Below are 11,553 nucleotides of genomic sequence, written 5' to 3'. Positions count from 1 at the left end.
GGGCGCTGCCATCCACCACAGCCCGGCGCACGGGCAGGGGCGTCGCGCACGAGGTGTGCCGCTACCGTGGCTGGCCGGGCATCCTGTTGCGACAACGCAACTGCCATTCGAACGCGGCCAGCGCGGCGCTGCCCAGCACGAACGGCAGCAGGTTGTAGGTCACCCGGTAGCACAGCATCGCGGCGAGCAGGTCGGCGCGCGCCGCGGGCGGGAACGATGCCAGCATGATCGTCTCGAACACGCCCAGCCCGCCGGGCGAGTGGCTGACGATGCCGGCCAGCACGGCGCCCACGTAGATCGGCAGAAAGTCCACGAACGGCGGCGCGGACGCTGCCGGCAGCAACACGTACAGCGCACTGATGGCGGCCAGCATCTCGACGCCGCCGATCAGCATCTGCGCCGACGCCACGGCCGCGCTCGGCAACGCAAGCGTCAGCCGTCCCAACGTCAGCGTGCGCGGACGGGCAAGCCAGCCAGCCAGCGCGAGCAGTACCAGCGCCAGCACCATGCCGGGCCAGCGACCCCAGCCATGCGCGATCGCCGGCTCCTGGCACAGCGCACCGGTGATCACCACCGCGAACCCCAGCCCCACGCCGAGCCCGGCCAGTCCCACGATGCGGGCGATGTCGCCTGCGCCCAGGCCGGCCGACGCGTAGATGCGATAGCGCAACGCGGTGCCGGTGACCGCGTGGAAGCCGAGCGTGTTGGAGATGCTCTGCGTGACCGCGCCGGCGAATGCGGCCAATCCGGCGGACACGCGCCCGCGCGCCACCACGCGCGCCGCCACCACGTCGAACAGCGCGAGCATCGCAAGGCTCACCATGGTGGCCACGACGGAATACGCGACGCGATCGGCCGGCATATGCGCCCACGCCGCCGCCACGTCGCGCCAGGCGATGTGGCCCAGGCAGCGATGCAGCAGCCACAGCGCCCCGCCGATCACCGCCAGCGACGCGCTCCATGACAGCGCGCGCAGCCCCCGCCAGGGCGGTGCGGCAATCCGCGAGCTGGCGGCGAGCGGGCCGGGGCCGGGAGGCATGTCAGGGCGCGCTTGCGAGGATTTTCGCCGCGTCGCGATGGCCGGCGAGGCGCCCGGCCACATCGCGTGCCAGCCGCTCGGCCGCGGCCGGTTGCGCCGCCAGATGCAGGAACGGCTCGATCAGCTCCAGCTCCATGATGAGGAAACGCCCCTGGCTGATCACGCCGTCGACGCGCACGTAGGCGTGGCCGCCATGGCCGATGGCGGCCACGGCAGCCAGCGCGCGCTCGGCGGCGGCCAGGGTCGCGTCGTCGGGCCGGGCCGGCTCGGCGCTGCCGCCATGCTCGCCCTGCACGCGATAGTCGCCGGCGGCCGGCCGCTTGATCACGGCATGACTGAACTGGCCGGCGAAATACAGCAGCGACCATTCGCCGGCGCTGACGATCTCCGGCACGAACGGCTGCACCAGATAATCGTGGTCGTGCGGCAGCTGCGTCACAGCCTGGGCAAACGTCGCGTCACCGGCACTGCCGCGCAACGTATGCCAGGCGCCGCCGCTGATGGTCGGCTTGATCACCACCTCCTGCCCCGGCATCGTCGCCAGCACGTCGGGCAATTCGGCCGCGCGGGCCGGCCGCGTCGGAATGATCGCGACGTCATGCCGGGCCAGTTCGAGCAGGTAGCGCTTGTCGCTGTTCCAGCGCAGCAGGGCGCTGTCGTTGATGGTGGGCACGCCGAGCCGATCGAGCCGGTCCAGCCAGTCGAGAAAGGCCGCGTGGTGCTTGAAGTAATCCCAGATCGTGCGGATCAGCACCGCATCGAACGCCGACCAGTCCACCGCGGGGTCGTTCCACACGCAAACGACCGGCTGGATGTCGAGCCGTTCGAGCGAGCTGACGAGATACGCATCGTCGGGCTGGACCGACGGAAGATCGGCGCAGGTGGCAAAGGCAAGCCGACGAGCGACAGTGTGAAGCGACATGGCGACATCTCCAGTAACCGGAAAGGGCGCCCTTGAACGGATTCGCCGGCCGAGCGTGGCGGATATCGATCCGCTGCAGCACCCCTCGGTGGCGATGACGTCGCGGCGTTTCCGCGGCGCCATGAACCGGCAGCGCGCATCGCGATGCCGCCGACAGTGTTCCGGGGCCGCTGGCGCTTGTCAATTTGTCCGATGGCGGTGGACATGCCAAGCAGCGCAACCTGCCGTGCCAGCCGGGACTGGTCGAACCGGTACGGACAATGGCAAGGTAGCCGCCATGCTGACCGAACCCGCCAATGCCTATGCCCGTCGCCTGAACACCTGGGACGCCGCGATGATCGTCATCGGCGGCGTGATCGGTGCGGGCATCTTCATCACGCCGGCCACGGTGGCGCAGAACACATCATCTGGCCTGCAGGTGCTCATCCTGTGGGCGATCGGCGGCCTGCTGACCCTGGCCGGCGTGCTGTGTTACGCGGAGCTGGGCGCACGGCGTCCGCAGGCGGGCGGCATCTACGTGTACCTGCGCGAGGCGTTCGGGCTGCTGCCGGCGTTCCTGTTCGGCTGGACCATGGCGCTGATCAACTATCCCGGCAGCGTGGCGGCGGTGGTGACCAAATTCGCGGTCTATTTCTGCCGGGCGCTGGGCGTCAGCCGGCTCTACGAAATGCCGGTCGCGGTCGGCGCGATCGTGTTCATCGTCGGCATCAACCTGTTCGGCATCCGCGCCGGGGCCTGGATGCAGAACATCTTCACCGTGCTGAAGGTGATGGCGATCGCCCTGCTGGTGGTGGCCGGCATGATGCTGGCGCATGGCCACCTGGGACTGGCGCTGGCGGTGGACACCACGCGGCCGGTGCCCTCGTGGGCCTTTGCCGGCGCCTTGCTGCCGGTGCTGTTCGCGTATGGCGGTTTCCACTACCTCAACGATCTGGCCGGCGAAGTGCGCAACCCGCAGCGCACCCTGCCGCGCGCGCTGGGCATGGGCATGGTCGGCGTGGTGGTCTGCTACGTGCTGGTCAACTTCGCGTACCTGGCCGGGCTCGGCCATGCCGGGCTCGCGACCAGCATTGCGCCGGCGGCGGACCTGATGCAGAAGCTGTTCGGCGCGCACGGCGCCACCGTGATCGAGGTCGGCATTGCCTGTTCCACGTTCGGCTACTGCAGCATCGCGATCGCCGGCGGCGCCCGTGTGCTGCAGACGATGGGCGCGGACGGCGTGTTCTTCCGCGCCACCGGGCGCGTCGATCCACGCACCCGCGCACCGCAGATCGCGCTGGCGGTACTTGGCTTGTGGGCGATCGTGCTGACTGTGTCCGGCAGCTTCAACCAGCTGCTCAACTACACCACGGTGGGCGAGTGGCTGGGGCATGTGTTCGGCATCGGCACGCTGTTCTGGTACCGCAAGCACTTCATCGACGAGCCCGCGCCGTACCGGGTGCCGTTCTATCCGCTGCTGCCGCTGATCTTCGTGATCACCGTGTTCGGCGTGATCGTGGCCAGCGCGATCCATGCGCCGGGCGATGCGGGCATGAGCCTGCTGATCATCGCGCTGGGCGTGCCGGTGTATTACGGCTGGCGGTGGTGGTCGCGCCGGCGTCCCTGATTCTGTTCCCAAGGGACGTCGTTCTTTCATGGGAGCAGCTTCAGCCGCGCTTTCATGGGAGCGGCTTCAGCCGCGGCGCATTTGCTGCACCATCGAGTCAGGGCATCGCGGCTGAAGCCGCTTCTGCAGTGCCATCCCGGCACTCCCGCGCGGGCCGGAGCAGCTCCACAACAGCGAAGCTGGTGTGCTTCGCCTTCGGTCAAATCGGCGCCGCCGCATAATGCCCGGGCATCTCATCGCGAGGCTTGTTGCGCATGAATCGTCGAGTATCCATCTGGTTGTGCCTGTGCAGCCTGAGCGCCTGTCATGCGGCGAGCCTCCCCGCTGTCGCGGATCTCGCCAGCCCCGATGCCATCGCGCAGGTGGCGCTCGACCAGGTGCAGCGCACGGGCGCCGTCGAACATGCCGCCGACGGCGTGGCGCAGCAACGCTACGCCTTCCGGCCCGCGGCGCATCCGCAAATCGTGCTGACTCCTGCCCATGGCGCGTGGGACTGGTCGAAACAAGGCGAACTTCGTCTGCGCGTGCAGAACGCGATGGCATGGGCGGTGACGTTGACCGTCGATATCGACGATGCCGCCGGCCAGCATCTGCAGGCGACCCTGGGCGTGCCGGCCGGGCCGGCGCAGACGCTGGTGATGCCGCTGCACGCTACGTCGCCGCGCAGCGAGGGCATGCAGGTGGGGCCGCCGATGCCGTTCGACGATCACGGCCAGCCGACCCTGCTGGCGACCGCGGTGCAGGGCGCGCTGGATCTGCGCAAGGTCAGCGCGATCCGACTCGGCGTGCCCACGCCGCAGGCCGCGCAGACGCTGCTGTTCGGTCGTGTCGACACCGCGCCGGGCGACGCCGCGCTGCACGATGCGTATGCCGGCATCGTCGACCGCTACGGCCAGTTCACGCGTGGTCAGTGGCCGGAGAGGATCGATTCCGATGCCGCCTTGCGCATGGCCGGGAAGGCGCCCGTAACCGGACCGTCGACCAGCGGGCTGGATGCCTATGGTGGACGTCTGGACGTCCACGGCTTGAACAAGACCGGCTGGTTCCACGCGCAGAGAACCGGCGGCCGCTGGCAACTGGTGACGCCCGACGGCCACGCGTTCTTCTCGCTCGGGGTCAACGCAGTGATCGCCGATGGCGGTCGCAGCTATGTCGAGGGCCGCGAGTTCATGTTCCGCGACCTGCCGCCGGATCGCGGCGAGTGGGCCGCGTTCTACGGCAGCGGCGACAACCGCAACAAGGACCAGGGCGCCAGCCAGGGCATTGCCTACAACCACGGCCGCTGGTTCGATTTCTACGCAGCGAACCTGTATCGCCTCGACGGCAGGAACTGGCTGGATGCGTGGCGCACGCGCACGCTGGATCGCCTGCAGGCGTGGGGCTTCAACACCATCGGCAACTGGAGCGACGACGCGCTGGGTCGCGCGCACCGGCTGCCTTACACGCGCTCGATCAATATCGCCGGCAATTACGCGAATGTCTCCAGCGGCTACGACTACTGGGGCCGCATGCCCGATCCGTTCGATCCGCGCTTCGTGCAGGCGACCGACTTGGCGGTGTCCACGGCCAGCGCCGGCGTGCGCGACGATCCCTGGCTGCTCGGCTACTTCGCCGACAACGAACTGGCCTGGGCCGGCGCCGGCCCGCAAGGCCGCTGGGGCCTGACGCTCGGCACGCTGGCCGGCGACGCCAGGAGCCCGGCCAAGCAGGCCTTCATCGCGATGCTGCGCAAGCAGTACGTGGCGCCGGAAACACTGTCCGCCGCGTGGGGCATCGCGCTGGGTTCATGGGATGCACTGAACGTCACCGGCTTCGCCGCGCCCGCGCCGAACGAGGCGCATCCGGCAATCGCCGCCGACTACAGCGCGTGGCTGCGACATTACGCCGACACCTATTTCCGTACCGTGGCGGAAGCCATCCATCGCCACGACCCGCACCACCTTTTCCTCGGCGGCCGCTTCGCGGTGAACACGCCCGAAGCCGTCGCCGCCTGCGCGCAGTACTGCGGTGTGGTCAGCTTCAACGTCTACGCCGACCTGCCGCAGCACGGCTTCGACGCCGCCGCGATACATCAACTGGACAAGCCGGTACTGATCGGCGAATTCCACTTCGGCTCCGACGACCGCGGCCCGTTCGGCAAGGGCGTGGTGTCGGTGTGGAACGAGCAGCAACGCGGCGAGGCGTATGCGCGCTTCATCGCCGCCGCGGCGGGCGACCCGGCCATCGTCGGCGCGCACTGGTTCGAGTACACCGATCAGCCGGTGACTGGCCGCCTGCTCGATGGCGAGAACAGCCATATCGGGCTGGTGGGGATCACGGATATTCCGTTTGGCGGGTTTGTCGAAGCGGTGCGTGGGGCGAACCAGAGCGCAACACGGGCATCAGGTCACGGCAGATAACTGAGCTCAGCATGATACTGCCAGGTCTCGCTTTCCGATTCGCTCACCGCTTTGGCGAACTCGCGCAGGGCTGTTTCGTTACCGCCGAAAAGGTCCGCTGCCCGGGGATTGAAATGATCGTAGCTGGCCCAGTTGTCGCGGGCGATCATCAGCATGTACTCCGGCGCGCCACCGACTGTCAGGCGGTACCAGGTATGCGGCGGCGCATCCGGCGTGCTGGAAAGTACCTTGCGCATGATTTGCAGAGCGCGTTCGAAGTGTCCCGCACCGCCCGGATGCAATCGGTAATGGACCACCTGCACGACCCGGCTCGGCTGCCTTTGCTCCAGTGGGAATCCGCTGCTCAATTCGCGCAACAGTACATAGCTGCTGCTTTGAATCGCCGTCGCGTAGGGCGCGGCGGTCTTGCGAAAATTGACGCCGTCGCCGCCGGGGTCGACGCGCCGATCGAATGCTGCAAATGGTTCGCCGACGCTGGCGTCGACAAACATGCCTTGGCGCGGACCATCCTGAATGGTCCAGCCGTACCAGACCAGCGGATCGTGGTGCCGACGATGCCAGTTCAGGTGCTGGCGGTACCCTTTTTCGAATTTCGCCTGCTGATCGGAGGCGGGGCGATAGGTGAAGAAGTGTGCAGCGCTTCCTTCCCGCGTGGCTGCATGGGAAGCCGCCGCAGCCAATAGGGCAAGGGGCAACACAAGAAGACGGGCGAACCTGCTCATACGATGTTCCCTGTCGATGGAAGAGTGGGGCTCCATTGTTCGCCGGCGGGTTCCGCGGTGCCATGCGAATCTTTTTTGCGACAATCACAAGGAATTTTTGGGTTGCCTGGAACTCCTGCCGGAACAGCCACGCATGACCGTTGAACTACGTTACCTGCATGCTTTTCATACGGTTTGCGATGCCGGCAGCCTACGTGCCGCGGCAGCTCGGCTGCATCGAAGTGAACAGGCGGTGGGTTACCAGTTGCGGCGGCTCGAAGAATGCCTCGGCCTGCCGCTTTTCGAACGTCGCGAGGGGCGTCTGCAGCCGAATTCGGCCGGGCAGCGGCTATGGGCCTTTTGCCGCGACATGCAGCAGGATTGGTTGCGCCTGCATGACGAGATACGCATGGCGTCTGACGAGCCGCTGCGTATCGCGGCCGTGAGCGGTTACGGACGTTACGTGCTGCTGCCGCTGTTTCGCGAAGGACCATTGGCGGATGTCGCGATACACATGCAATACCCGACCGCGAAGGATGTTATGCGCAGCGTGGAAGCCGGCGAATGCGAGTTGGGCTTCGTACATCATTTGCCGGCACCCGGATCGCTGCTCGCGCTGGCGGTGGACAGCGAGGAAATCGTGTTGATCGCGCCGTCGCGGTGGCCAGTGCCCACGCTGGACGCAGCATCGCTCAGCGAGCAGATATTCATCACCTATGACGAAAGCGACTATGTGTTCGCTACCTGGTTTGCCGATGTACTCTCGACAAGTCCGCCCGTGCTTCGCACGGCAGCGCACTTCGAGGAGCTGGAGGAGGTGCTGGATTGGGTAGCCGGTGGGCGCGGACTTTCCATTGTGCCGCTGCCCTGCCTGGCCGCTCACGAGCGACCCGAGGCGATCCGCGTGATTCGTTCCGCCGAAACGCGCTGCAGCAATGTCATCCATGCCGTACTGCGCGCGGACAGCCGGACAAGGCCCGCGATCATGCGCACGCTGGCGACATTGAAGGAGTGGCCAGCCGATTGATTGGCCTGTCTGCGACGGACGAGTTGCGGATGCGAATGCCGGGCGATGCCTGCAGGCGCAGGCTCATGGTTGTCTCGCAAGCAAGCGAAGCGTTGTAGCTTGCGCCGATCTCGCGTGGGGAGACAGCGCGCCTGCCGCGACGGAATCGGCTAGGCTTGCGCCACCGCCGGGGAGAGGATGGCATGGGGATGCCACCTCGCGGTTGTTTCTTCCACTCAAGGGGGTTTTATGGGTACTTCTTCGTTTGCTGCGTTGGCCGGCATGGGCATGGCTGCCCTGCTGGTGATGTTCGTGGGCGGCATCTTGATTGCCGCGCTGGTGCTTTCGGTGGCGTTCCGGCTGGTGGTCGGCTACATGCCGTCCTACCTGCGTTCGCTGGGCGCCGTGGTGCTGACGGCGATTGTCGCAGTGGTGGCGGCGGTGGTGCTGGGCATGGTGTTGCATGGTGCCGCGAGCGGGTTGCTGTCGGCGGTCGTGCAGTTCCTGGTCGGTGCCGCGGTGATCAACTACCTGCTGCTGGCGCAGAACGGCAGCCAGATCGGCTACGGCAAGGCCTGCGTGGTGGAGCTGGTCTACATGGTGATCGGCTTTGTGCTGGCGCTGGTCGTCGGCCTGCTGCTGGCGATGGTGTTCGGTGCGGCGATGTTCGGCATGCACTGAACATCCTGCAGTCTGTTCCGGATGAAAGGAAGGGCGGAAAAACTCCGCCCTTCCTTGTGTGTGCGGCACGGTCAGGTCACGCCAGGCTGGTGGCAACCCCGAAGCCGATCGCCATGATCACCGCCACCGCCATGCAGGCGCTGCCGGGTCGGATGCGGCGGGCGTCGGTGCGCGGGGTCAGCCGCCACAGCAGCACGGTGCCGATCAGCATGTCCAGCACCAGCACGCAGCGCAGCAGGCCGGAACCCAGCAACGGCGCATACGGCGGGTGCAGGTGGCCTTCGTAGGCGGCCACGCCGACGATCAGCAGCATGCCGATCAGGGTCCACAGCAGGCAGGCGAAGTAGATGCGGTTGAACACCACGGCGCAGCGTTCGGTCCAGCGCAGCACCGACCAGCCGATGAGGGCGAACACCAGGGCGGCCATGCTGCTGTACAGCACCCACCAGAGCAGGCTGCTGATCAGGGTAAGCAAGGTGGTCATGTGACTTGCTTGAACCCCAGCGCGCGCAGCAGCTTGGCCATCAGCCACGCCGGGCCGATCAGCAGATAGGCCAGGTCGGTGAGGAAACTGGGTTTGCGCCCTTCGAACTTGTGCCCGATGAACTGGCCGATCCAGGCCACCACGAACACACCGATCGCCAGCCAGCACAGCGAGACAGCGCCGAGCCGGTAGTACAACACATTGGTGAGCAGGCCCAGCAGCGCGAACGCGATCAGCAGCGCAATCGCCAACCGGTGCGAGTGTTTCCAGTACCAGTAGAACGCCAGCACCATTACCGCGACGGCTACTGTGCCAGGGCGGAACAGCGAGGCCGGCACCGGGATCGTCCACAGCAGCGCGATCACCGACCACACGATCGGCGGCACGCAGAACCAGTGGAACAAGCGGTTGGTCGGGTTGCGGTGGTCGCCGCTGTAACTGTCGAGCCAGTCCTGCATGGTGCGCATGGGCTTTCCCCCGTTGGATTTTCAGCTGAGCCGGATACCGGCCAGCCGTTGCAGTGCTTCGGCATATTTGGCGGCAGTGCGGGCGATCACGTCGTCCGGAATCACCGGGCCGGGCGCGGTCTTGTTCCAGTCCTGCGTTTCCAGCCAGTCGCGCACGAACTGCTTGTCGTAGCTCGGCGGGCTGATGCCGACGCGATATTCGTCGGCGGGCCAGAAGCGCGAGGAATCGGGCGTCAGCATCTCGTCCATCACGTACAGCGTGCCGTTGGCGTCGGTGCCGAACTCGAACTTGGTATCGGCGATGATGATGCCGCGTTCGGCCGCATAGGCGGCGGCCCACCGATAGATCGCCAGCGTGGCATCGCGCACCTGGCCGGCCAGCGTGGCGCCGACCGCGGCGACCACCGCGTCGTAGCTGACGTTTTCGTCGTGGTCGCCCACGGCTGCCTTGGTCGACGGCGTGAAGATGGGCTCCGGCAACTCCTGCGCCTGTTGCAGGCCGGCGGGCAGGGCGATGCCGCACAGCGAGCCGGTGGCGCGGTAATCCTTCCAGCCCGAGCCAATGAGGTAGCCGCGGGCGATTGCCTCCACCGGCACCGGCTTCAGCCGCCGCGCCACCACTGTGCGCTTCTCGTACAGCGCCAGATCGGTACCGGGCGGCAACACCTCGGCCAGCGGCACGTCCAGCAGATGATTGGGTACCAGGTGGGCGGTCTTGCCGAACCAGAAATTGGAGATCTGCGTGAGCATCTCGCCCTTGCCCGGGATCGGGTTCGGCAGCACCACGTCGAAGGCCGACAGCCGATCGGTCGCCACCATCAGCAGCCGGTCGTCATCCAGCGCGTAGACATCGCGCACCTTGCCGCGGTGGACCAGTTCCAGACCGGGCAGGTTCGATTGCAGCAGGGTGGTGGGCACGACGAAGGTCCGCTGGCAGGAAAGCTGCCTATTCTAGCCGCGCGGCCGGCCGGAATCGGGCGACCGCCGCGGCACTGCTAGAATTGGCGACCTTCAGCCCCATCTGTTGCCGATGCGTATCCTACCGATCGCGGCCATTTGCCTGGCCGCCGCCATTCCAGCTCATGCCCAGACCGCGGCCCCGGCGCGACCCGGCCGGCTGGGCCTGTGCGCGGCCTGTCACGGCGCAAACGGTCACGCCAGCATGCCCGGCGTACCCAACCTGGCCGGGCAGCAGCTGGACTACCTGCGCGACGCGTTGAGGCAGTACCGCGACGGCCGCCGCAATATTCCGGTGATGCGCGCCGCGATCGGTCCGGTCAGCGATGCCGAACTCGATGCGCTGGCCCGCTGGTACAACGTGCAACCACCGCAACCGCAGGTCCAGCCATGAGCTTCACCTACACGCTGTGGTTCGCATTCTTCGGATTGATCATCGGCCGCCTGCCCGGGGCCATCACCGGCGCGGTGATCGGTTTCATCTTCGACAACATGCGCTACAGCCAGCGCAAGAACGCCATACCGGAAGCCGGCGGCTTCGTCGGCCCGCTGTTCACCCTGCTCGGCGCGGTGGCGAAATCCGATGGCCGCGTGTCGGAGCAGGAGATCGCGATTGCCGAGCGCTTGATGACCCGCATGAAACTGGATGCCGAGCTGCGCAAGCAGGCGGTGGTCAGTTTCAACGCAGGCAAGCAGCCGGAGTTCGACGTCACCCAGACCATCACCGCGCTGCGCAACTGGGTCGGCCTGCGCCGTGACCATGCGTTTCCGGTGCTCGACGTGGTGATCGAAACCGTGCTGGCCGAGGGCAACCCGCCGCCTGAAAAGATGTCGATCCTGCGCCAGCTCGCGTTCGCGCTGCGGGTCAGCGAGATGGAGCTGATGGCGCTGATGGCGATGAAGGGCTACGCGTGGAACGCCGGCGCGGGCGGTCAACGCGGTTACGGTCACGGCCCGGCCGGCGGCGGCTACGCGCCGCCGCAGCGCACGCCGCAGGGGCCGGATCCGTATGCCGTGCTCGGCATCGATCGCAGCGCCGACGACCGTGCGGTCAAGCGCGCCTACCGCAAGCTGATCTCCGAACATCACCCCGACCGCCTCGGCGACCTGCCCGAGGACATGCGCAAGCGTGCGGAGTCGCGCGCCAGCGAGATCAATGCCGCGTATGACCGGATCAAGGAAATGCGCGGGTTCAAATGAGCGGGGAACAAGGAACGGGGAACAGGGAACGTGCAGGCTGTTGTAACGTGTGTTCCGAGTCGGATTGAAAGCTGCGGAAAAGACTCTTTAA

General features: G+C 66.9%; 12 protein-coding genes and 1 riboswitch. Of the genes, 6 read left to right on the top strand and 6 right to left on the bottom strand.

Features of this window, described 5'->3' with window-relative positions:
- Window positions 1-61: 61 nt before the first annotated feature.
- Window positions 62-1,039, bottom strand: coding sequence for a putative bifunctional lysylphosphatidylglycerol flippase/synthetase (locus tag ACFPME_RS07615; RefSeq protein ID WP_377303791.1), 978 nt, complete (start codon window positions 1,037-1,039; stop codon window positions 62-64).
- A gap of 1 nt (window position 1,040) precedes the next feature.
- Complete coding sequence (locus ACFPME_RS07610) at window positions 1,041-1,961, bottom strand: ATP-grasp domain-containing protein (protein ID WP_377303789.1); 921 nt, start codon at window positions 1,959-1,961, stop codon at window positions 1,041-1,043.
- Window positions 1,962-1,978: 17 nt separating this feature from the next.
- A riboswitch (S-adenosyl-L-homocysteine riboswitch) is annotated at window positions 1,979-2,054 on the bottom strand.
- A 184-nt stretch (window positions 2,055-2,238) separates the two neighbouring features.
- Between ACFPME_RS07610 and ACFPME_RS07605 the strand changes: the two genes are divergently transcribed.
- Together ACFPME_RS07605 and ACFPME_RS07600 are read left to right on the top strand one after the other, a co-directional pair.
- Entirely contained in the window at window positions 2,239-3,567 is a 1,329-nt protein-coding gene (locus ACFPME_RS07605; RefSeq protein ID WP_377303785.1) for an APC family permease, read from the top strand.
- Window positions 3,568-3,821: 254 nt separating this feature from the next.
- Window positions 3,822-5,966 (top strand): beta-agarase, encoded by a 2,145-nt coding sequence (locus ACFPME_RS07600; RefSeq protein ID WP_377303783.1) that lies wholly within the window; start codon window positions 3,822-3,824, stop codon window positions 5,964-5,966.
- Here ACFPME_RS07600 and ACFPME_RS07595 read toward each other — a convergent pair.
- Entirely contained in the window at window positions 5,954-6,688 is a 735-nt protein-coding gene (locus tag ACFPME_RS07595) for a hypothetical protein (protein WP_377303781.1), read from the bottom strand. The genes ACFPME_RS07600 and ACFPME_RS07595 overlap by 13 nt on opposite strands.
- A 16-nt stretch (window positions 6,689-6,704) precedes the next feature.
- Here ACFPME_RS07595 and ACFPME_RS07590 point away from each other — a divergent pair, with 16 nt between their 5' ends.
- Window positions 6,705-7,694 carry a LysR family transcriptional regulator gene (locus ACFPME_RS07590; protein WP_377303779.1) on the top strand — a complete coding sequence of 330 codons (990 nt, stop codon included), beginning with the start codon at window positions 6,705-6,707 and terminating at the stop codon, window positions 7,692-7,694.
- A 228-nt stretch (window positions 7,695-7,922) separates the two neighbouring features.
- The gene (locus ACFPME_RS07585) at window positions 7,923-8,354 is read left to right on the top strand and encodes a hypothetical protein (RefSeq protein ID WP_377303777.1); all 432 of its coding nucleotides are present in this window, start codon (window positions 7,923-7,925) and stop codon (window positions 8,352-8,354) included.
- 76 nt (window positions 8,355-8,430) lie between these two features.
- Here ACFPME_RS07585 and ACFPME_RS07580 read toward each other — a convergent pair whose 3' ends face one another.
- From ACFPME_RS07580 to ACFPME_RS07570, 3 genes are read right to left on the bottom strand one after another with little or no spacing between them, the layout of a single operon-like run.
- Window positions 8,431-8,838, bottom strand: a complete 408-nt coding sequence (locus ACFPME_RS07580; RefSeq protein WP_377303775.1) for a hypothetical protein — start codon at window positions 8,836-8,838, stop codon at window positions 8,431-8,433.
- Window positions 8,835-9,305: an Mpo1 family 2-hydroxy fatty acid dioxygenase gene (locus tag ACFPME_RS07575; RefSeq protein WP_377303773.1), complete on the bottom strand. Its 471-nt coding sequence runs from the start codon at window positions 9,303-9,305 to the stop codon at window positions 8,835-8,837. The genes ACFPME_RS07580 and ACFPME_RS07575 overlap by 4 nt, the downstream gene beginning before the upstream one ends.
- 21 nt (window positions 9,306-9,326) lie before the next feature.
- The gene (locus ACFPME_RS07570) at window positions 9,327-10,223 is read right to left on the bottom strand and encodes a phosphoribosylaminoimidazolesuccinocarboxamide synthase (RefSeq protein ID WP_377303771.1); all 897 of its coding nucleotides are present in this window, start codon (window positions 10,221-10,223) and stop codon (window positions 9,327-9,329) included.
- A 112-nt stretch (window positions 10,224-10,335) separates the two neighbouring features.
- Here ACFPME_RS07570 and ACFPME_RS07565 point away from each other — a divergent pair, with 112 nt between their 5' ends.
- Both ACFPME_RS07565 and djlA read left to right on the top strand, forming a co-directional pair.
- Window positions 10,336-10,656 (top strand): c-type cytochrome, encoded by a 321-nt coding sequence (locus tag ACFPME_RS07565; RefSeq protein WP_377303768.1) that lies wholly within the window; start codon window positions 10,336-10,338, stop codon window positions 10,654-10,656.
- A complete protein-coding gene (djlA, locus tag ACFPME_RS07560) occupies window positions 10,653-11,462 on the top strand; it encodes a co-chaperone DjlA (protein ID WP_377303766.1) in 810 nt (269 codons plus the stop codon). The genes ACFPME_RS07565 and djlA overlap by 4 nt, the downstream gene beginning before the upstream one ends.
- The last annotated feature ends 91 nt before the right edge of the window (window positions 11,463-11,553 follow it).

The organism is Rhodanobacter umsongensis, from assembly GCF_042654965.1.
Lineage (GTDB): Bacteria > Pseudomonadota > Gammaproteobacteria > Xanthomonadales > Rhodanobacteraceae > Rhodanobacter > Rhodanobacter umsongensis.
This window is presented reverse-complemented; position numbering and strand designations above follow the sequence as displayed.